This window comes from Fodinibius salicampi (assembly GCF_039545095.1).
GTDB classification, from domain to species: Bacteria; Bacteroidota; Rhodothermia; order Balneolales; family Balneolaceae; genus Fodinibius; species Fodinibius salicampi.
Genome location: NZ_BAABRS010000002.1, coordinates 260,133 through 280,001 on the forward strand (window position 1 = coordinate 260,133; position 19,869 = coordinate 280,001).

Annotated in this window: 19 protein-coding genes and 2 tRNA genes; 12 read left to right on the plus strand and 9 right to left on the minus strand. The window is 44.6% G+C overall.

Annotated features, from left to right (window positions below; all coding sequences use genetic code 11):
- Positions 1 to 13: 13 nt before the first annotated feature.
- Positions 14 to 295: a GlsB/YeaQ/YmgE family stress response membrane protein gene (locus tag ABEB05_RS08975; protein WP_265789458.1), complete on the plus strand. Its 282-nt coding sequence runs from the start codon at positions 14 to 16 to the stop codon at positions 293 to 295.
- 8 nt (positions 296 to 303) lie between these two features.
- Here ABEB05_RS08975 and ABEB05_RS08980 read toward each other — a convergent pair whose 3' ends face one another.
- Both ABEB05_RS08980 and ABEB05_RS08985 read right to left on the minus strand, forming a co-directional pair.
- Positions 304 to 831 carry a hypothetical protein gene (locus ABEB05_RS08980; protein WP_265789460.1) on the minus strand — a complete coding sequence of 176 codons (528 nt, stop codon included), beginning with the start codon at positions 829 to 831 and terminating at the stop codon, positions 304 to 306.
- A 759-nt stretch (positions 832 to 1,590) separates the two neighbouring features.
- Positions 1,591 to 4,080, minus strand: coding sequence for a DUF5686 and carboxypeptidase-like regulatory domain-containing protein (locus ABEB05_RS08985; protein ID WP_265789462.1), 2,490 nt, complete (start codon positions 4,078 to 4,080; stop codon positions 1,591 to 1,593).
- Between the two features lie 252 nt (positions 4,081 to 4,332).
- Here ABEB05_RS08985 and ABEB05_RS08990 point away from each other — a divergent pair.
- Positions 4,333 to 4,406 (plus strand) — tRNA-Val (locus ABEB05_RS08990).
- A 37-nt stretch (positions 4,407 to 4,443) separates the two neighbouring features.
- On the opposite strand, the gene ABEB05_RS17110 is transcribed toward ABEB05_RS08990, so the two are convergent.
- The 5 genes from ABEB05_RS17110 to ABEB05_RS09010 form a co-directional block, all read right to left on the minus strand.
- Positions 4,444 to 4,620 (minus strand): aminotransferase class III-fold pyridoxal phosphate-dependent enzyme, encoded by a 177-nt coding sequence (locus tag ABEB05_RS17110; protein WP_350356649.1) that lies wholly within the window; start codon positions 4,618 to 4,620, stop codon positions 4,444 to 4,446.
- 340 nt (positions 4,621 to 4,960) lie between these two features.
- Positions 4,961 to 5,647: a type 1 glutamine amidotransferase gene (locus ABEB05_RS08995; protein WP_265789463.1), complete on the minus strand. Its 687-nt coding sequence runs from the start codon at positions 5,645 to 5,647 to the stop codon at positions 4,961 to 4,963.
- A 38-nt stretch (positions 5,648 to 5,685) separates the two neighbouring features.
- Entirely contained in the window at positions 5,686 to 6,453 is a 768-nt protein-coding gene (locus ABEB05_RS09000) for a YggS family pyridoxal phosphate-dependent enzyme (RefSeq protein ID WP_265789465.1), read from the minus strand.
- Between the two features lie 35 nt (positions 6,454 to 6,488).
- Positions 6,489 to 6,558: transfer RNA gene (locus ABEB05_RS09005), tRNA-Cys, on the minus strand.
- Positions 6,559 to 6,590: 32 nt separating this feature from the next.
- Positions 6,591 to 7,340 (minus strand): hypothetical protein, encoded by a 750-nt coding sequence (locus tag ABEB05_RS09010; RefSeq protein ID WP_265789468.1) that lies wholly within the window; start codon positions 7,338 to 7,340, stop codon positions 6,591 to 6,593.
- Between the two features lie 106 nt (positions 7,341 to 7,446).
- Between ABEB05_RS09010 and ABEB05_RS09015 the strand changes: the two genes are divergently transcribed.
- The 8 genes from ABEB05_RS09015 to ABEB05_RS09050 all read left to right on the plus strand — a co-directional run bounded on the left by ABEB05_RS09015 (position 7,447) and on the right by ABEB05_RS09050 (position 16,458).
- Positions 7,447 to 8,349: a LysR substrate-binding domain-containing protein gene (locus tag ABEB05_RS09015; protein ID WP_265789470.1), complete on the plus strand. Its 903-nt coding sequence runs from the start codon at positions 7,447 to 7,449 to the stop codon at positions 8,347 to 8,349.
- A 428-nt stretch (positions 8,350 to 8,777) separates the two neighbouring features.
- Positions 8,778 to 9,014 (plus strand): SulP family inorganic anion transporter, encoded by a 237-nt coding sequence (locus tag ABEB05_RS09020; RefSeq protein WP_265789472.1) that lies wholly within the window; start codon positions 8,778 to 8,780, stop codon positions 9,012 to 9,014.
- Positions 9,015 to 9,046: 32 nt separating this feature from the next.
- On the plus strand, positions 9,047 to 9,922 hold the full coding sequence (locus ABEB05_RS09025) for a SulP family inorganic anion transporter (protein ID WP_345694264.1): 876 nt from the start codon (positions 9,047 to 9,049) through the stop codon (positions 9,920 to 9,922).
- Positions 9,923 to 10,349: 427 nt separating this feature from the next.
- The gene (locus tag ABEB05_RS09030; RefSeq protein WP_265789474.1) at positions 10,350 to 11,681 is read left to right on the plus strand and encodes a GntP family permease; all 1,332 of its coding nucleotides are present in this window, start codon (positions 10,350 to 10,352) and stop codon (positions 11,679 to 11,681) included.
- 196 nt (positions 11,682 to 11,877) lie between these two features.
- Positions 11,878 to 12,828 (plus strand): alpha/beta hydrolase, encoded by a 951-nt coding sequence (locus ABEB05_RS09035; RefSeq protein WP_345694278.1) that lies wholly within the window; start codon positions 11,878 to 11,880, stop codon positions 12,826 to 12,828.
- A 129-nt stretch (positions 12,829 to 12,957) separates the two neighbouring features.
- A complete protein-coding gene (locus tag ABEB05_RS09040) occupies positions 12,958 to 13,794 on the plus strand; it encodes a fumarylacetoacetate hydrolase family protein (protein ID WP_265789478.1) in 837 nt (278 codons plus the stop codon).
- Between the two features lie 6 nt (positions 13,795 to 13,800).
- Positions 13,801 to 15,360, plus strand: a complete 1,560-nt coding sequence (locus ABEB05_RS09045; RefSeq protein ID WP_265789480.1) for an aldehyde dehydrogenase (NADP(+)) — start codon at positions 13,801 to 13,803, stop codon at positions 15,358 to 15,360.
- A gap of 582 nt (positions 15,361 to 15,942) precedes the next feature.
- Positions 15,943 to 16,458, plus strand: a complete 516-nt coding sequence (locus ABEB05_RS09050) for a cupin domain-containing protein (protein WP_265789482.1) — start codon at positions 15,943 to 15,945, stop codon at positions 16,456 to 16,458.
- A 105-nt stretch (positions 16,459 to 16,563) separates the two neighbouring features.
- Here the strand turns inward: ABEB05_RS09050 and ABEB05_RS09055 are convergent, their stop codons facing one another.
- Together ABEB05_RS09055 and yajC are read right to left on the minus strand one after the other, a co-directional pair.
- Positions 16,564 to 17,829: a bifunctional 3,4-dihydroxy-2-butanone-4-phosphate synthase/GTP cyclohydrolase II gene (locus ABEB05_RS09055; RefSeq protein WP_265789483.1), complete on the minus strand. Its 1,266-nt coding sequence runs from the start codon at positions 17,827 to 17,829 to the stop codon at positions 16,564 to 16,566.
- Between the two features lie 16 nt (positions 17,830 to 17,845).
- Positions 17,846 to 18,154 (minus strand): preprotein translocase subunit YajC, encoded by a 309-nt coding sequence (yajC, locus tag ABEB05_RS09060; protein WP_265789484.1) that lies wholly within the window; start codon positions 18,152 to 18,154, stop codon positions 17,846 to 17,848.
- A 247-nt stretch (positions 18,155 to 18,401) separates the two neighbouring features.
- On the opposite strand from yajC, the gene ABEB05_RS09065 reads away from it, so the two are divergent.
- Entirely contained in the window at positions 18,402 to 18,698 is a 297-nt protein-coding gene (locus tag ABEB05_RS09065; protein WP_265789485.1) for a hypothetical protein, read from the plus strand.
- A gap of 688 nt (positions 18,699 to 19,386) precedes the next feature.
- Positions 19,387 to 19,719, plus strand: coding sequence for a four helix bundle protein (locus ABEB05_RS09070; protein ID WP_265789487.1), 333 nt, complete (start codon positions 19,387 to 19,389; stop codon positions 19,717 to 19,719).
- Positions 19,720 to 19,869: the final 150 nt, after the last annotated feature.

Genomic DNA, 19,869 nt, shown 5'->3' on the forward strand with positions numbered 1-19,869 from the left:
AAAACTATTTCTTATGTCACTTTCGGGATTACTAATACTTTTACTGATTGCAGCGATATGCGGGGGAATAGGTCAGAGCATTGCAGGATACTCGATGGGAGGTTGCCTGGTATCTATAGTAGTGGGATTTATTGGGGCCTTTATTGGTAAATATATTGCTGCTGAATTTGGTTTTACCTATATATTCCCTGTCGAAATTGAGGGGGAAACCTTTCCGATCATATGGTCTATAATCGGAGCAGCGGTTTTCTCTATTGTTATCGGATTAGTGACCGGCGGCCGTAATCGCATGTAGTATGAGTATTACTCTCGTGGAGAAAAATCCTGGTTAAAAGGATTTTTTGAGAAGCCCGGAGTAACCTGTACAAAGCCGTGGTTAGTTGCACTATGGCAGGTATTGCAGGCGTCAACCAATTCTATAGTCCTGGCACGGGTTTCTTTCCAGTTTCTGTTTGCCAGTGATTCTTCTACTGGTTCCACGACGGGATCAAAGAACAACCTCATAAAGCGGGCAATATCATATCCTTCATAACCAGGAATATTTTCTTTAATACCATCAGCAGAAGCGCGTACCTCGTGAAAGTAAAAGGTAGCCAGTTCGTGATTTTCAGCTTCCAGAGCTAATGCGTATTTGTGCAGATATGTCTGAAGCTGCCCCATGGCATCGGCTAATTCCGGGACATCCTCTATCGCTTTTGTAGGTCCTTCATTTTCGGTTTGCCCTTCCTGTGCGTTTTCTGTCTGGGTATTGCATTGAATGGCTAAAACAGAAAGGAAAAACACGCTTGCAATAACCAAAAGACGGCTTGAACCGGATTCAAAAGCTGGCATATTTATCGAGACTTAATTCGTTATTTAAAATGAGTCTAAGTATAGTAAAAAAACTAAACAATTTGGAATAGGTTAAGGTTTTTTTAAATGATAAATATGTTTAGGGGTCGAGAGGATCTATTGTACCATTCTGTCCGCCAGTTCACACAGTTTTTCTTTTTACCCGATTTTCGGCATCTTATTTGCCTAAATGGCTCGTCCTCTTTACAGCGTCGGGAATTAATCCCCCCCTTATGGCACGGCTGGTGAAAGGCTATAAAAATGAAAACCGAAGGGGATCATCAATCGATACTTTTAAAAAGTTCTCGAACTTCCTATTCGGGGATATTGACTTCTGGGATAGCTTAAAAAGCTCAATTATCAGGCTTTGTCCCTGAATAGCATTTATCTTTCTCTTTTGACTTGAATAGGTATTACTTTTTTGGATGATCAAAAAATCACCGGCTGAGAAAACTCAGCCATCAGGTTCCGCCGGGGCTGCAGAAAATAATTTAACTTGCTCCGAACCCCACGGAGCTTCAGACAGAAATTATTTTTGATCCTCCGCTCCGCCTACACCTACCCGGATGGTTGACTTTTCAAGGCCGGAGATTAAAATTCTCTTATGGCACGGCCATTGAAAACTGCCATTTATGAACTGAAGGAGGAAAGGGAGATGTTTTAATTACATATCGAACCCAGGCTATTTAGGTTTAACTTTGACCGTTAAACGCTGTAGCTAACTAAAGCCATATCGTTACGATTTTTTCGGAAGATGTGTCAAAACAACCGGGCAACTCCAACATTTACCAAAACGGCTGGCTGATCGATGCGGGTAGCAATATCTACACGAAATAGCCCAAGGATACCATTGAGCGAAGCACCTGCTTCCCAGTGGATACCGCCGGTTCCATTCGGCAGATATGTTTGGTTCGACTGTGCTGGAATATGACTGGCAGTGGGCCCCCAGGTGCGGGCGGCACCTCCAAAGAGAATGAGTCCAATATTGCGCTCAACCAATGGTTGAAGCCCTATGGCCTCGAAGGGAATGGTTCGGAAATCATGCTCTGCATGAAGAGCAATATACTGTTCTCCCTCGTATGGACGTCCCCGGGCCGCCCGCAGGATGCCATAGGGACTGATGGGACCTAACGCCCCGTCGATAACTCCCATTTTTTGGTAGGGGAGATCTCCACTAAATGTACCTGCTTTAATTCCTACGTCCAGGGTGTTAGGGAAGAGTCGGCGCTGATAAAAGGTCGGAAAAGACCACGCAAGGCGAGTTTCGTACCGGGTAAAATTAAAGTCACTACCCAGTTTATCCGAGGAGTGCTCGATCTCAAAGCGGATATACTTCTGTCCGGTTACTCCAAAGTTATAACCTTCATTAATATTGTAGCCCGCTACCAGGTCAAGACTATTTAATCGTCCCTCATTAATAGCGGGATTAAATCGATAGTTGTTAGATTTACCCAGGAAGTCATAGGCCGTAGTCGTGGGGAGCGAGCGGTGGTCTTCGCTGTTAAATCCAATCTCAAGAGAAAGATCCGGGCCGAAGTTATCCCATTTTGAAAAGGTGCGATATCCTTCCGAGCGGTAGTAGTCAAAGTAACCATCGTTTCCCAATAGGTTGGGAATAATGGTAAAATAAGGGTTATAGATATGGGAGGTATAACGGGTGGAGGTCCGAGCGTTATAATCCCATCCCACGGTAGCGTTAATAGAGTTTTTATTGAGCCATCGCACTGATAGTCCGCCGCCATAGCTCCACTCCTCATATCCGGTGCTGTAGCCCCCGTTGCCACGCAGGGTAAGGCGATCGAAGGGCTGAACTTCATATTTAAGTCCAGCGAAAAGTTCGTCTACGCGATTAAAACGTCCGTTAGGCATCAATTGGCCGGGAATATACTGCATGGGATTGAATCCGCTACCGGAATCCGATTCTTGTTCGTCATCCTCATCGTCCACAAAGCGGGAAAGGAAGCCGCTGGGTTTAAATGCTTTTTCAAGCGTTGCGGTACTATCGAGATTGGCATAGGCTTCTTCTTCGGCTTGTGAAAGCGGTACCGCACTGGCCCGCTGAACCAGAAGTGAGTCGGACTGAGCAGTGCTATCGGTGGTGAAGGTTTCTTCCTGCTGATATAGCGAATCCGGCAGTGATGTATTGATCTCGTAATTGGAAACCCGGGAAAGCTGTTTGAACCTGATGAGTGGAAAATTGAGTCCAATCATAGATACCTTGACATCGCCTGTTATGCGCATATCAATGGGCAGCCAGAAATCCCGGCCAAAGTTATTGAACTGCTGCTGGTAGGAAGTGTTGAAGGATTTGACCGGCCGGGGAAAAGTGACGACCTCGTTAGGCTCCAGGTCTACTTTCAATAAGGCGTACTCTTCATCGAGTACGAAGGCAGTCCCCCGGAAAAGCGGCTGCAGCTTACGGGCAGGAATTACCTCAATTTCATATACGGTTTGATCATCCCTGGATGTTTGGTCTACCAGCTTAAAATTGTAATAGTCCAGCGCATCGGGATGGGTAATACCCATGAGTTCAAAGCCGGCAATGTCAACATTATCATCATATAGGTTGGGCAGGTAGCTGACGCCCGCAAAATTAGCGGATGACTGAATATTGGCGGTCTGCCGTTTGGATTTGAGCACTTCGCGGTGCCCCTGCTCTTTATCCCAAAATACTTGTGAAATGGATTCGGTAATGGAAACAATGCTGGTATCGTTAGCCAGTGATTGCCGGGTATAAGCTTCCGCCTGGTAGGTATTGAGTCCTTGCCGCCACTGCTGCTTGCGCCGGATTACTTCGCGCATGATGCGAGTCGCGGGATTTTCGTCCGTTACTACAATTTCATCCATTTCAGTAACCGAAGGCTGAAGAGAGAGATCCTGTTGTTGAGGAGTTTCCCGGGTAATAGGTTTCGTCAGGGTGTGATACCCGATATACCGAACAATCAGGGTGGCCGGGAGCAGGGAGTCGGGGATGCTCAGCGTATAGTTTCCGTTTTCATTGGAGATGGTTCCCCGGTAGGTATTTTTAATAGATATATTGGCCGAGGGCAGGGTTTCTCCCGTTTCAGTATCGGTAACTGTTCCCCTGATGACTGTTTGAGCAGGCGTTGGCGTGGCTACCAGCGTCAACAATAGAAGGATCAGCAGCCAGAATATTTTGGATATCCTGAAAAAATCAGCAATGTTTTGCTGATCTGAATCCAGGCTGGTACTGGAGTTACATGAATCACCTTGGGGAATGTTATCCATCGGTTATTAATTGATATCTTAGTAAATTTTGACAGCTGTTATACTGATTTTCGATCTTGATGTTACAGGACAGGAAAATTATCCTGCGGACCTTAGCAGGAAAGGCGACCAAAAGTGCTATATGAAAGTTCAAAAACCTAAAATAATGGCACTGTTTTTTTGAAGAGCGATAGCTTATTATAAAAATAAAAAAGAAGCATGTTTCTTTTTGGGAGATATTAAATAATCCGTATATTTGTGCTCTCTTAAAATGGGCGATTAACTCAGCGGTTTAGAGTGCTTCCCTTACAAGGAAGAAGTCGCAGGTTCGAATCCTGCATCGCCCACTGCAAACCCTGTAAGTTTTTGACTTGCGGGGTTTTATTATTTAGTATTGCAAATATTAGTACTAATAACTTTCCTTTTTTTATTATGCACTTTCCGGAACTTTCGAGCCGATTTTATGGCTCGCTCTACCGCTTCTGAACCACTGTTACCGAAAGAAGATTTATCAAGGCCCGAGATCTCGGCAAATTTCTCAGTCAGCTTGTTTTGGAGAATGCTATAGTGCTATAGTAGTTATTTGATATTATGGGTTAAATGCCCATTTTAACGGCTATTCCCGCCAGTGTAGCAGGATACTCATTGCCATCACTATGTTTAACATGAACGCCCTTACCTTCAGTTAGCGTTAAAGGATAACGATCGTACAAATCTACATGGTACTTTTGGACTAATTCTTATGCGTTATCTGTTATAATTGGTTATAGGTTTTAGGATGGTTGAAAACAATAGTAATACAAGGCATTGTTTCTTAGTATCCGGCACCTTCATATCAGACGGCGTATAGCTTAGCGGAAACCTGATATTTAGTATTCATAAGAAAATGAAGCAGGTATTGCTACGTTATGAACCGATCAAGCAATTTGCACATTGTGTTATGATTCTGCTCGAAATATCCTTCGGTAAGCATTTGCTCGGCGTTTTGTACAAACCGACCATTACCATTTTTATGCTGACTGTTTTCAATAAGTTGAGATAACCCTTCTTTTGTCATTTCCAAATGGAATTGCAGGCCGAGTACATAATCATCAAGCATAAAACCTTGGTTTTCGCAACCCTCACTACATCCCAAATTGATAGCACCATTCGGACGATAAAACATATCACCATGCCAGTGAAGGACTATTTGTTGAGGAGGAAGAAAATTCAACGTAGGATGATTTCGTGCAGATGGGGTCCACTGTACCGGAAACCAACCGATCTCTTTTTCTAAGAGAGTCACTACTTCTGCCCCTAACGCATCAGCGATAAGCTGGGCTCCCAAACAGATTCCCAACACTTTTTTCTTGCGACTGATACATTCCTTAATGAATACTTTTTCTTTCTTCAGCCAAGGATAATCTTGCTCGTCGTCAATACCCATCGGACCGCCCATTATAATTAATGCGTCGATATTTTCAGATGCGGGAAGCGTCTCAGCATTAAATAGATGTGTACCGGTTAGCTTATGGTCTTGTTGTTCGGCCCAGGTCTCAATATAACCTGGTCCTTCGAAGGAGACATGTTGCAAATAATGTATTTCCATTTCTATCTAATTTCTATATACCTATGATTTAGGCTGCATTATTCGGATATGTGATTGGATGAATATGGTGCTGAGTCAATGCCCGGCCAATAATAAGAATCAGGGGTATCGCGTTCACCAAAAATGGCCCGGCCTATTCGAACCATTGTTGCACCTTCCTCGATGGCCAATTCAAAGTCGTTGGTCATTCCCATAGAAAGATGCTGCATTTGAATATCCGGAATATTTTGGTCGGAAATAGTATCGCGCAATTGTCGCAACTGAGCAAAACCTTCACGCACCTTCGGCCAATTATCTGAGAAAAGTCCGATAGTCATCAGGCCCTTAATGTTAAGTCGCTTAAATTTGGTTGCTTCTCTGACAAAGTTGATAGCATCACTCGGATGAATGCCGTATTTACTGTCCTCTCCTGAGGTATTTACCTGGATTAATACGTCCATTGTCTTTCCAACCTTTTTAAGGCGGTGGTTCATTTTTCGTACAATTTTCATGCGATCAATAGAATGCACCATCGAAGCAAATCTTATAACCTTATTGACTTTATTGCTTTGAATATGGCCGATATAATGCCACTCCAACTTGTCCGCACGATCACTCAGTTGCTTTATTTTTCGACGTGCTTCCTGTACTCGGTTTTCACCAACCATTGGGTAACCCAAATCGGCCGCTGTAAGGATATGTTCGGGTTTAACCGTCTTGACAGCTAGAATTATTTGAATATCTCTGGGATCTCGTTTCACCCGCTGACAGGCTTGAGTAATGCGATTTTCAACCTTCCGAATATTCTTTTTGATAGTGTTCTTCATATTGCAAATTGAACTAAATAACTAATAACAAAAAGAGGCGATGGGTGGATTCGAACCACCGTAAGAAGCGTTGCAAGCTCCCACCTGCCACTCGGTCACATCGCCTTACTACTGAAATTATTATTACCGGTTAATCATTACTGTTGTACTGAATAAGGCAAGCTTAAATCACCTGATAACACCTTAAACACCTTGTAAACCCCCAGCATAGGCTGGCCTTTCTCGGTTGAAACTTCCATATAAGCAGCTACGCCGTCATAATTGAACGCTTTCTCATTGCTTACTCTTTGAGCTGGTACGGCAACGCTCAACATATCATCATCAAAGACTACGGGGAAACCCGGTGAATCAAGATACATTGACATGCCTGGATTGGTGGGTGGAAGTACCACGCTTTGATCTTCCTTGTCGAACTCTTCTACGGAAAGTCCACCTTCCACACGATCATCTTCCCCAAGCACCACCCAGTGCGTATGATAGCATTTACCGTCATTTTCGTAATTGTGGTCTCCATTTTCGTCCCAAAGCGGGGTGTCATCAAAATCCGGATGAGAAGTTATGGCAAAAGCCAGAATGCCTTCCACATCGCCAAATCCCACAGCAGTCGGACTGAGTGTAGTAGGAAATACGTACCCAAGGACAGGGGCTCCATTGAGCTGTCCGGCTGGTTCAGGTTTGGTGTGCCCGGCTGTTCCATCGACTTCCATCTGGAAAATGAGTTGATCTGTTGTTTTGTTGTAGGTGACACTGGCTTCAGTAATATTCATATCAGTTGTATTAAGCCCTAAAATTTGTTGTTCACTAGCTTTCTGGGCATACATGTTGACTGAAGAGAATAGGCTTATTGTCAAGGTGAAAAGGGTAAAGAGTATAAATCGTAGTCTCATGAGTTGTTTGTATATTAATTTTTGTTGAGTCTAAAGATGGCTGGTTTTTAAGTATAAGTCTATCGATATTTACTTCTATCTTTTATAAGTAAAACTTATAGTGATTATGGAGTTACGACAGTTTAAATATTTACTTTCAATTGCTAAGGAAGGCACTTTAACAGCAGCAGCAGACAAGCTTTATATTTCGCAATCAGCGATTTCACAGCAGGTGAAGAGTATGGAAGAGGAACTTGGAGTACAGCTATTCGATCGCTCTGGTCAACGACTTAGATTCACAGAAGCAGGAAAGCTGCTGCATCAACGTGCACAACGAATTGTAAAGGAAGTGGACGGGGTCAAAAAGGCTATTGATGAATTGGAAGAGCTATATCGAGGTACTCTTACTATTGGGGTGGTGCAAACTGTAAATGCTTATTTGATGCCTCGAGTAGTATCTTTTTTTTCATCTCAGTTTCCAGATATACAGCTTAAAATACAGGAACTGGCCGCACCAGAAATAGAACATAAAGTTCAGAATCATGAACTGGATGTAGGAATAAGCTTCAATCCAACTGTAGAGCGGTCGTTGACGTTCGATGCATTATTTGAGGAAGACTTATTACTAATTGTTAATCCAAATCATGAATTTGCAGAGAAAGCTTGGATGAATGTGAATTCACTTGATCAACAAAAATTGATTTTACTTCCCGAAGGATATTGTACACGTCGTATTTGGGAAGATTGTGTTTTAGAAACTAAGATAAGTCCGGAAGTACAAATTGAAATGAATACTATTAACAGTCTTCTTGCTGCTTTGGAAAAAAACATTACCGTTGGGACTATTTTGCCTGCACTGACTATGCAAATGAAAGTATCTGATGGATTAAAGGCAATAAAATTAAGGAACCCGATTCCTTGTCGAACAGTTGGTATGTTGTGGAGGAATGGGGGATATCGGAGTGTAGCTTCAAAAAAAATTGCTGAAGTAGTGAAACGAAAGTATAAGGAGATTCAACAAGGAATTTAAAAGTGTTATTCCATAAATATCTTTTTGTAAGTGTCTTTTAATATATCCACTTCATCATTAGTTAGTGCCTCAAACTCTTTTGTACTAAAGCTCTTTAGTTTATCTGTCCGTCGTATTAGTGGACAGAAATTCTTATTACCAGGGATGTTATTCCATACCCAGTGACTTTTAGATCTTTTATTAGGTCCCGGATATTGAAAATCCGGGTAAATATTAAGTTAATTGGCTGACACCCTAATGGCTATGGTGCCCAATAACCTCCATGCTAATTAACCGACAACAACATTAGGTGCCCATCTTCCCTCTACTGGCTAATCCCCGATGTAATTGTTTTCGGTGGAATATCCTGGAATGATCAGAGGTCATTATTTGCAATTTAAAATGAGAAGTGCGTGAGGAATTTCAAAAAAGCAGGGTATAAATAAGCGATGAATCACAGCGATAAAACGCTGCTTGTTCGTTATATCCCAATTACCAACTGGCTTAGGGACTATAACAGTTCCTACTTAAATAAAGATTTACGTGCTGGTTTAACGGTTGGTATTTTACTGATTCCCCAAAGTATGGCTTATGCCATGCTGGCTGCACTACCTCCGTATATGGACTCTACGCCTCTGTTGTCCCCCTTGCAATCTATGCCATATTTGGTACTTCCCGTCAGCTGAGTTTTACCCAGTCTATTGCCCTGGCAAAGGCAATGGTCCGCCGTAATCCCGATTACAAGGTTGAATCCAACCAGGAGCTGTTCAGTATAGGGCTGGCAAATATGGTGGGATCTGTTTTTAATGCCTATCCAGTGGCAGGTAGTTTTTCGCGCACAGCCGTTAACGATACAAATAAGGCAAAAACCAGTATCTCTTTGTTGGTCAGTGCTGTACTTGTTTTGTTAACCGTGTTATTCTTAACACATCTAATTTATTATCTGCCCCAAAAGGTTCTGGCGGCCATTATAATTACGGCTGTACCGGGCCTGGTAGAATTAGGAGAGGCCCGCTTTTTGTGGAAGGTACGCAAGCGTGAGTTTGTACTTATGATGGTTACTTTTATTGCCACGCTTGGACTGGGAATACTGGTAGGTATCGGTATTGGGGTACTTATTTCCCTGGCGATCGTCATTCACCGCAGCAGCTATCCGAATATTGTAATGCTCGGTCGTCTTCCGGATACGGAACATTATCGGGATTTAGAGCGCCATCCTGAAGGATTAACGCAGACACATACCACTATCGTCCGCATCGATGCCTCCCTTTATTTTGCGAATATTCCCTATATGAAGGAAAAGCTGGAAGAGCTCGAAATTGAAAGCGGCAAGAATCTGGAACAGGTTATTATTGATGCCATCGGTATTAATGAGGTCGAAGCAAGTACCCGGCACGCACTCAAAGAACTGACCGAGGAGTATGAAAGCGGGGGTATTGACGTGATTTTTACGGGTGTAAAGGGACCTGTAAGGGATATATTCAAGCGGTCGGGTCTGGAAGATATTATTGGTCCCAGCCAGTTTTATCTGAACATTACCCGTGCGGTTGACAGCCTGGAGGAGGAGAAGGAAGAGGAATCGCACCTGGTTTGATTTCCAAAAAAGTTTGCTCTTCCGGTATCCGGATAAATTGTTTTTCTCTCCTTGTTCATTATACCTGACAGAGAAATAAAGAGGGGGCCGGAAGAATGTTTGATTAATAACGACTTCATTAGATTCCAACAAAGGCAAATAAATACAATTCGATTTTCATCTGAAGATAGAAATGATATATTCTAATGATTGATTAACGGATTATGATACATAACTGTAGCGCTATTATTTTAATTTAAAGATTTGAAATTTACGACTTACAAAAATGGGAAAAGGGAAAAAGCTCTGAAGTAGATCGGGACCTGCACTAATTAAATAGACTTTGTACGGTCGTATTGCAATACGACCGTACTGCTTTTAGCTTATATCAATGTTTTTAAATTCTTATATCGAACTCACGTTAAATAGCCAATAGGCTGCCCATGTTATGGTGGTAATTTATCTCCTTCTTAGTATAGTCCTGATCATCCTGTTGACCGCCCGATATCAGGTTCATCCTTTCATTGTCCTTTTTCTGGTTTCCCTTTTTTACGGCTTATGTTCCGGCATGCCCCTTAATGAAATCATTGAATCCGTTAATAGTGGATTTGGCGATACTCTGGGCAGTATTGGGCTGCTTATTATACTCGGTGTTATTATTGGGGCATTCTTGGAGAATTCGGGCGGAGCCTATAAAATAGCAGACAAGGTACTGAACCTGACCGGCAAAAAACGAGTGCCGACTGCAATGGGCATTATTGGATACTTTGTATCCATCCCTGTATTTGCCGACAGTGCTTTTATCCTGCTTTCGCCCCTCAATAAAAGTTTATCAAAAAAGGCTAAAATTACACTATCAGGATCAGCTGTGGCATTGGCCCTGGGATTAACGGTCACCCATACACTGGTGCCTCCCACTCCGGGCCCGATAGCAGCAGCGGGTATACTCAATGCCGACCTGGGACTCGTAATGATGCTGGCAATACCGGTCAGTGCTATTGCTTTGGTTGCCGCACTCATTTATTCCACCCAATACGTATCCAAAACCTACATCGATCCCATTCCGGAAGTTGACCAGGAAGAGATGGCCGCCCGCATGAAAAAGGCACCGGGCGCTTTCAAGTCTTCACTGCCTGTGTTTGTACCTATTATTTTGATTGTACTCAGGTCGATTGTTAATATGTATGAAGAAACAATCAATGCTGAGGTGGCAAACGTTATCCTCTTTATGGGGGAACCGTTTATTGCTTTGCTTATTGGAATGTTTTTGGCATTTTTACTCCCCCAAAAGCTGGATTCTTCCATGTTATCTACTTCCGGCTGGGTGGGAAAAGCCCTGAAAGACGCCACCTCCATTATTTTGATTACCGGGGCCGGGGGTATTTTCGGGAAGGTACTGCAGAATTCCGGGATCGCCGAAATGCTGGGACAAATGCTGTCAGATATTGACCTTAGTATCTGGCTGCCCTTTTTATTAGCAGCGGCTATAAAAACCGCTCAGGGATCATCTACGGTGGCCCTTATAACGGCAGCATCAATTATGACCCCGATGATGGAGACCCTTGGTTTTGTCACTGAAATAGAAAAGGCGATAGTGGTTCTGGCAATAGGGGCTGGGTCATCCGTATTCTCTCATGCGAACGACAGTTTTTTCTGGGTGGTTACCCAATTGACAGGCATGGATACCAAGATGGGCTACCGGCTTTTTAGCCTGGGAACCTTTGTGCTGGGATTAACAGCGGCCACTACATTGTTTATTATTTATTTGTTCATCGGTTAAATCAACTATTGTTAATAATAATTTATTAGCCAAAGATGCAAGGGCAACAGGAACATCGATTTAAAATAAACAATGGATCAATATTTCTACTGTGTATTTAATTTCTATCCTTAGTTGGTGGAGCTATACGAATTCCACATAATTTTTATACATTTATATTCTAACTATTAATCACCCAGTCATGACTATTACATTTATGAATCAGGCTAGAATAGCTACCCTTTCCTCAGTACTCATATTTGCTACCTTAGCGCTCGTATTCTCTACTTCTGCCATAGCGCAGGACGGGACCATTTATCCACTTGAAGCCCCTGACGAGCCGAACGCCATTCCGCTCGGCACCGGTGGAGTTGAGGAACAAGACGCACCTGAAACCTGGTTTCGTCAGTGGGGCGACCCGATGGCAAGAAACATTTCTAAAGCCACTCTCACTCCCTTCCTGCCCGAATCAGACAAAGCAAACGGCGCAGCGGTTATCGTGGCGCCCGGTGGCGGTTTCCGGTGGCTCTCTATGGGCAATGAGGGCTGGGAAGTAGCGGAGGCTCTGGCGGATCAGGGCATCGCTGCCTTCGTACTCAAATACCGGCTTCATCCAACCCCAGAGTCACTTGATGATTTCAGAGAGTCGATGAATAGAACGTTCGATGACGCCGCTGACACTTCTTCACAAGATGAAGGACCGCCAAGTAGACCACGCCGCGACCTGTCCAACCAGCTCGAGGATGCTGAGGCCGCATATGACCTGATCGTCGAGCGATCTAAGGAATGGGGCGTGGATACCGATCGGCTGGGCATGATCGGCTTTTCGGCTGGTGCGGGACTAACAATGCACTCTACGCTTAACTCTGAGAGCATGGAACTGGCCTTCATCGGGCCGATCTATGGCGGCATGGGTGCAGTTGAGGTACCAAAGAACGCTCCGCCTATGTTCAATGTCATTGCTGCCGATGATTTTCTTTTCAACGGTAAGTTCGGCATAATCAAGTCTTGGTATGAAGCGGGCGTACCGGTTGAGTTTCACCTTTATCAGAATGGAGGGCACGGGTTCGGCCTCGGAAATCCGGATCGCACCAGCAATCGCTGGTTTGAAGCCTTTATGCATTGGCTGGAGGTGAACGACTTTCTAAATGCCAACTCAGAAGAGTAAGATCATATGGTCTTGAACTCAATGAAGAACTTCTCAAAAAAATATCTGTTAGAGGGTGAAGAACGGTGGGAATAAGTTTTAATGTATTTTTTAAAATTGTCTTTATTTTAAACTGACCTTTTGAAAATTATGAAAATCTATAAGACCAGTCAGGGTATTTTGCTGAAACACCGGGATGAATTTTATTTGCTGGAAGATGAGGACTGGGATCAATTTATTAACGATGACCGGCTGTATGAAAAAATAAAGGACATTGCGTCATCCAATAAGCCGTTTGCGAATGGTCCGGATCTGATTGCTAATGAGCTGCAGCCTCCTGTGGACGGGCAGGAAATATGGGCTAGCGGCGTCACATACTATAATAGCAAGCTGGGCCGCGAGGAAGAGTCGAAAGAAGCCGGGGGCAGTGATTTTTATGCCCGGGTGTATAGCGCTGAGCGTCCGGAACTGTTTTTTAAGGCGACCAAACATCGAACGGTGGGTTCCGGCGAATACGTGCGGATACGTGATGATTCCACCTGGGATGTGCCCGAACCCGAACTGACATTGGTGATCACCTCCAAGGGTACGATCGTGGGATACACTATCGGCAATGATATGAGTTCGCGCAGCATTGAAGGAGAAAATCCGCTGTATTTACCTCAGGCCAAATGTTATGACGGTTCTGCTGCCGTGGGCCCCTGTATTTATGTAACCGATCAGCCATTACCGCAGGATACCACTATTGCGCTGCAGGTGGAGCGGGAGGGGACCCTAGTATTTGAAGATGACATTACGATCGATCAGATCAAACGAAATTTTACAGAACTTGTTTCTTACTTATACAAAGAGTGCTCATTTCCCCACGGAAGCCTGTTGATGACAGGAACGGGGATTGTGCCCTCTAATGAGTTTACGCTACAGCATGATGATAAAATAAGTATTACGATTCAACCCATTGGTACATTAATTAACAAAGTCAGATAATTAGATATGGCACTTACAGGTCAAAATTTTATTGGAAGTCACCGCTCAGGTAACGGTAGTAAAACATTTCAAGGAATAAATCCAGAAACAGAAAGCAAGCTAAAACCCGACTATGTTGAGGCTACGAGCGATGAAGTCGATCAGGCGGTACAGAAAGCAGAAGAAGCGTTTAACGACTACCGCCAGAAGAGCACCGTCAATCGAGCTGAATTTTTAGAGGCCATAGCCGATGAAATCATGGAGCTTGGTGATGCCCTGATCAAACGGGCCAGCGAAGAAACGGGCCTGACTGAAGGACGCCTGACCGGGGAGCGGGGGCGCACCTTCAATCAGCTGCGGCTCTTTGCGGATGTCGTTCGTGAGGGTTCCTGGGTGGACGCCCGGATCGACCGCTCGGATGAGGCCCCGGATGTACGAAGCATGAAGATGGCGCTGGGTCCGGTTGCTATTTTTGGCGCCAGTAACTTTCCGTTGGCATTTTCCGTGGCGGGCGGAGATACGGCCTCGGCACTGGCTGCCGGATGTCCCATTGTGGTAAAAGCGCACCCAGCCCATCCCGGCACCTGCGAAATGGTGGCTGGTGCCATTCTAAAGGCCGTCGAAAAAACCGGCATGCCGGAAGGCACATTCTCGATGGTTCAGGGTATCTCCCACGAGGTAGGAACGGCACTCGTCGAGCATCCGCTGATTAAAGCGGTTGGGTTTACCGGCTCCTTTAAAGGAGGGAAGGCTTTGTACGATGCGGCCACCAGCCGGCCGGAGCCAATTCCGGTGTATGCTGAAATGGGCAGTACCAATCCTATTTTTCTGCTCCCGGGAGCACTCAGGGAGAAAGGAGATGAGGTTGCGGAAGGATTGACGAACTCGGTGAACCTGGGGGTCGGACAGTTTTGCACAAATCCCGGCCTGGTAGCCTACGAAGAATCAGATGAGGCCCGGGCTTTTCACCAGGCGGTAGCCGATCATTTTAAGAAGGCAGGCACGGGTACCATGCTGACTTCAGGAATTCAATCGGCTTACAAAGAAGGTCTGGAAACGCTGCTTCAGCAGGAAGGCGTACAGCTGGTCGCTTCAGGATCGGAAGATGGATCACCGAATACCGGAGTGCCCCATCTTTTAAAGGTGGATTCCAAAAATTTCCTTGCTAATGACGGGCTGGAAGAGGAAGTGTTCGGCCCCTCTACGCTTACAATATCAGCGGAGGGAAAAGCCGATCTGATTGACATTGCGGAGAATCTGCAGGGGCATCTTACTGCTACGCTCTACGGAACAGAAGAGGATCTGGAAACATATTCCGATTTGGTAACGGTGTTGCAGCGAAAGGTAGGCCGCCTGATTTTTAATGGCTTTCCCACGGGCGTTGAGGTCAATCACGCCATGATACACGGCGGACCCTATCCCGCAACCACCGACAGCCGTACTACTTCGGTAGGTACCTCGGCTATTGACCGGTTTGCACGTCCCGTTTGTTTCCAGGATTTCCCTGAAAGCCAGCTTCCGGATGAGCTTAAGGATGAGAATCCTCTTGATATCTGGCGACTGGAAAATGGTGAGCATACAAAGTAGATCTGAATGAGGGAGCGGGTTTTTAAGGCTTCTAGTGGTGACGCCGATTTTCTTCTCCTACTATTTATCTATAACTCTGATTGGTCTGTAGCATATTGAAAGGCCGATGAAGGGTCCCCCTTTTGGCATGAGCGTTGAAAGGCATCATAAGAAGAACCAAAGGGGGCAAGGGGATGATCAGATCGGTTCTTTTTATATTTTTTTCTTGTTCCATTTTTGAAACGAAGCAAAAACGGAACCCAAAAACGTCGCCGGCGATGAAAATGTTGCTGCCGTTTGGGTAGCCTACGCTAAAATCATTGAACTCGTCCCTGGCGGTCCTCAGACAGTAATGACTTTTTACCACTACGACCCCCGCACTTTTACCAGCAACATATTCAAAGGCCGGGAAAATTGTCAGATCAAAACAAACACCTGACATTACTCACCTTTCTGGCCCTTTCCCGTAGAGGAGAATAATATGGAGCTTGGATTTAGGTTATGGTTAGATGACGAAATAATTTCTCCTTATTTATTATATATATTTTCCGTTTATTTACGGATCAATCAAGACTGGTAAAGAAAGGAGCAAAGTCAGCCATTATGGATACCGATACCGAGCTAAAGGAAAAGAAAAAAGAAATATTTAAAAGGGTTCACGATCGTCTTGCAGGGCAGGGTTTTTCGATCGTTGATCAGGATGAGAATCGGCCGTGGGGCGGATTTTTTGTTATAGCTGAGGAACAGACCGAAGATTTTATAAACGTTTATTTTACAGATTACTCCAGAGACGAATTAAATATATCCGGCAAGCTAAGTCCCAAGATATTAATTGTGGCTCCTGGAAAACGGCTCTCCTGGCAATACCACTACCGGCGTGCAGAAATATGGAAGGTTGTGGATGGCCCCGTAGGGATAATTAAAAGTAATACAGATGAACAGGGTGAACTTGAAAGGTATAAATCGGGAGAAGCTGTAACCCTTGAGCAGGAAGAGCGTCATCGTCTGGTGGGACTGGATAACTGGGCGGTACTGGCTGAGATATGGCAGCATACAGACCCAGAGAACCCTTCGGATGAAGATGATATCGTCCGCCTTCAGGATGATTACGGCAGATAAGAAAAGCTATGTATGATGGTTTAAGGTTGGAAAGTTAAATGTTGCAGGTTAGATATGAGGTCGGAAGTTAACTTTCAACCTTTAACCTTCTAACATTCAACTCCTTTAGTCCTCTTGGACAATACTGTCAAGGAATTTGGGGCTATGCGGGTCCAGTTCGTCCAGCTTAAGCTTATGACCCATCTTGTCGCGCTTGGTCTTGAGATAGCGAACATTTTCCGGGTAGGCTCCTACTTCTATAGGTACGCGCTCAGTCATTTCAAGGCCGAAACTTTTCAGTCCTACACGTTTAACAGGATTATTGGTCATCAGGCGCATCTTACAAATATTCAGTGAGCGAAGAATTTGAGCACCCACTCCATAGTCGCGGTGATCGGGTTCAAAGCCCAAAGCCTCGTTAGCCTCCACCGTATCCATACCCTGTTCCTGGAGCTTATAGGCCTTGAGTTTATTAACCAGTCCGATGCCCCGGCCTTCCTGGTTCATATAGAGGACGACTCCTTTGCCCTCTTTCTCTACCTTCAGCAGGGCCTGATGCAGCTGTTCACCACAATCGCAGCGCTTGGATCCGAAAATGTCCCCGGTCATACAGGAAGAGTGTACCCGTACCAGCACCGGCTCGTCCTCCGTCCATTCCCCCTTGGCCAGTGCCAGGTGATGGTCGCCGGTCAGGCGTTCCTGGAAAGCATGAAGGGTAAACTCTCCGTAGATGGTTGGCAGATTAACATCCACCACCTTGCGCACAAGAGATTCATTCTTCATGCGATAAGAGATCAGATCCTTAATATTAATGAGTTTCATATTGAACTCATCAGCAATTTCAGCAAGATCCGGCAGGCGCGCCATGGCGCCGTTATCTTTCATGATCTCACAGATAATGCCGGCAGGCTTTAATCCCGCGAGCTGAGCCAGATCGATGGACGCTTCCGTATGTCCGGCGCGGCGAAGCACCCCGCCTTCCACCCCGATGAGCGGGAATACATGTCCCGGCCTGCGGAAAGCATCGGGATCGGCATTATCTTTAATAAGTTCATTAATGGTGTTGGCGCGGTCGGCTGCCGAAATACCCGTAGTGGTGAGTTCCCGGTGATCCACGGAGACGGTAAAGGCAGCTTCATCGGGATCTGCCCCCTCACTTACCATATAGTCGAGATTCAGGGAATATGCCTTTTCGCGCTTGATAGGCACGCAAATAAGTCCGCGCCCGTATTTGGCCATCAGGTTGATAGCCTCGGGCGTAACTTTTTCAGCCGCCATCACAAAGTCGCCTTCGTTTTCACGGTCTTCGTCATCTGCGACGATAACCATGCGGCCCTGTTTTATGTCTTCGATAGCCGATTCAATGCTATCGAATGTAATATCACCGGACATAGCCTGAATATTTAACTTAGTCGTTTTGATTGGGATTGACGTCGGTTATGGCACTCTTTCTAAAACGTGCCTTGACGCCATTATCGATTTCCGCTAATACGGTGTCATCATCAACAGTTTTTACCTTGGCAATCATTCCGCCGGAGGTGACGATTTTATCGCCTTTTTCGAGATTATCCACCATCTTTTTAATCTCTTTCTGGCGCTGGCTCTGTGGACGAATGATAAAAAAGTAAAAGATAAGAAAAATAGCTCCCAGGAAGATCAGGTTCATCCATCCGGCCTGATCGGGGTTTCCCATCAGAAAAAAGGCTGCGTTCATCATGAAATATCAGTTTGTTTAGCATCATTAAATTTAAGCTTCTAAAGATACCATTTTTGCAGCCATGCTCCAATTTGATCTCTATAGTTCGGATGGCGGATGGCAGATAGCGGATATCGGATAGCAGGTTCAGGAGTTCACAACTTGGACCAGTTATTAGTGTTTTTTTCTTACTTGTGGGAAGGGATGGATCAAAAAAGAAGGAGTTGCTCCTTTTATTACTTGCCCGCGGGAATGAATTCCCGCGCTAGTGATAGGTCGACTTAGTTCTCTGTCCTACCTATCCGGATGCCCGACTTTTCAAGGTCGGGATATTTTAAACCCAATTGAAAGTGACAAAGCCCACCCCGGACCATTTCTGTGTGACGAAGGGCGGGCGGTAGCCGTAATCAACGATAATGAACGTAGTCCGCACCGAGGAGATAAATGGTCCCAGCGTTTTTACGAGCCTTTTGGGGCAATGCCAAAAGGCGGAAAAGAACATAGGGTAATACTTTTTTGGATGATCAAACAACTCCCCGGCGATGAAAATGTTGCTGCCGTTTAGGGGCCTACGTTAAAATCATTTAAAACTCCTCCCTGCCGGTCGTCAGACAAAAATGATTTTTTACCACTAAAACCCCTGCACTTTTACCAGCAACATATTCAAAGGCCGGTATTGGGGAGTTCCTCCCTGAAGAAGGAGGGCAGGAGGATTGAAAAGTTAATCGGATATGGATATGCTTGTTAATAAGTAGCGCGGGAATGAATTCCCGCGCCAGTGATAGATCGATTACCCAAATAAAGGCCGTTCTCCGTCTTCACCTGCCCGGATATCTGATTTTACAAGGCCAGAAATTAAAGTCCCCCTCCTTTGGCATGGTCTTTTTGTGCCATTTTTGGCGATCCAAAAGTGGGAGAGTAAAATGATAAAAGGCGAAAGAGAACAAGAGCATATCCTGGGCTGGAAGAGTTTTTTAGAATTTTCCACTGTCTTGATTCCATTTTTCGTTAATAGAAAGGAAGGAAGATATTTTGGTATTTCTATTTACTATCATGATTCAAAAACCTGGAAGGTCTGGCTATGAAAAAATCTAAAAAAGACATGCGAAATTTTTATATTAGCCGTCGTAGCTTAAACTGCGAAATATAAAATCTGGCAAATAACGACATAAGAATTGTATGCGGCAGGCTACATGTAAGGTTAAGGTTGAGGGTTAAGGTTGAGAGGCGCAATGGTTAAAAGTTTTCGTGATATGAACGTTTGGCAGAAAGCCAATGAATTGTCCTATAAGGTATTTGAGTTGACTAAGCTACTCCCTCGATCTGAAGACTACGGATTGACCTCCCAGATAAGACGATCAGCAAATAGTATTGCGGCAAATATTGCTGAAGGTTTTGGTCGCAATACTCGGAAAGACAAAAGAAATTTTTATATTGTCGCTCGCGGTTCTGCCTTTGAAACACAGAGCCACTTGCTGTATGGACAGAAAGTAAAATATTTTGATGAACAAATAGTTGATAAGCTTATTGAAGCGTATGACGACTTGTTCCATCAACTGAATAAGATTATGAAAAGTTTAGGTTGAGGGCTAAGGTTTAGGTTACGTGTTAAGGTTAAGAAAACCTCTCAACCTCAGCCTTAACCTTAATCCTGGATACAATTGAGATATGTTTAAATAATTAGAAATTAGAATACGAATTACTAATACAGATCAGCGCTGAGTACAGAAGACCCA